Raw genomic sequence first — 1186 nt, 5'->3', positions numbered from 1 at the left:
ATGAGGAGCTAGCCTGTGAATCCAAGACAAAATGAAATTCTGCAATTAGTGAATGACCGTAAACGCGTTCAAGTTACGGAGCTTTCTGACAGCATCGGCGTGTCGGGCGTGACCATCAGGCAGGATTTGAATTTTCTTGAGCAACAGGGCTACTTAAAGCGTGTTCACGGCGCTGCTACCGCACTGCAAAGTGATGATATAGATACCCGCTTAGAAGTGCGTTTTGATATTAAACAAACACTTGTTAACAAAGCCGCGGATTTGGTCGCACCGAATGAGACGGTGCTGATTGAAGGGGGCAGTGCAAATGCGCTATTGGCTCGTACGTTAGCCGAGCGCGGCGATGTGACTATCATTACGCCATCGGCCTATATTGCGCATCTTATCCGCAATACATCGGCCAACATTATCTTGTTGGGTGGCGTGTATCAGCACCAAGGCGAAAGCCTCGTTGGCCCGCTCACCAAACTCTGTATTGAAAACATTCATTTCAGCACGGCTTTCTTAGGTATTGACGGCTTCCATCAAGATACTGGCTTTACTAGCCGAGATATGATGCGTGCCGACATTGCAGAGGCCATTCTGGCAAAGAAAAGACGCAATATCGTCCTGACGGATTCCAGCAAGTTTGGTCAGATTTATCCTTCGTCGATTGGCAAGACAAACGAAATCTCAGTGTTGTTAACTGACAAAGCCGCTCCGAAAAGCGACCTCGAACAGTTGAAAAAACTCGGCGTTGAAGTGGTGTTGGGTTAACAACACAATACCGCTGATTCAGTGACTTTCTGACCACACTGCAAACTCGTTTCCGCTTGGCTCAGTGAAGTGGAAACGACATCCGCCCGGAAACTCGAAAATAGGGCGGATGATTTGTCCGCCAAACTTCGCTACTTTTTCTAACGTGGCATGAATATCAGAGCTATAGAACACCAATAGTGCTGCGCCGTTTGAGGTTTGACTGACTTGTTCTGCCGAATAAAATCCGCCATCCAAACCTTGGCCAGAAAAGGCCGCGTAGTCAGGGCCGTAGTCGACAAATTGCCAACCAAAAACGTGCGCAAAAAACGCTTTAGTGGCACCGATATTGGGCGTACCAAATTCAACGTAGTTCAATTTTTCATGTTGATGCATGCGATATCCTTTCTGCTTGGTGATGTTTATTCAGTGTAATCACTCTCGCCACGAG

The 1186-nt window shown here is 47.4% G+C and carries 2 protein-coding genes; one reads left to right on the top strand and one right to left on the bottom strand.

Annotation, left to right across the window (positions count from 1 at the left end; translation table 11 throughout):
• Nucleotides 1-15: 15 nt before the first annotated feature.
• A complete protein-coding gene (locus R8269_RS25260; RefSeq protein WP_318222914.1) occupies nucleotides 16-756 on the top strand; it encodes a DNA-binding transcriptional regulator YciT in 741 nt (246 codons plus the stop codon).
• An 18-nt stretch (nucleotides 757-774) separates the two neighbouring features.
• Here R8269_RS25260 and R8269_RS25255 read toward each other — a convergent pair whose 3' ends face one another.
• The gene (locus tag R8269_RS25255) at nucleotides 775-1131 is read right to left on the bottom strand and encodes a VOC family protein (protein WP_005498026.1); all 357 of its coding nucleotides are present in this window, start codon (nucleotides 1129-1131) and stop codon (nucleotides 775-777) included.
• Between the last annotated feature and the right edge of the window lie 55 nt (nucleotides 1132-1186).

It is taken from the genome of Vibrio sp. Vb0667 (assembly GCF_033391095.1).
This window is presented reverse-complemented; position numbering and strand designations above follow the sequence as displayed.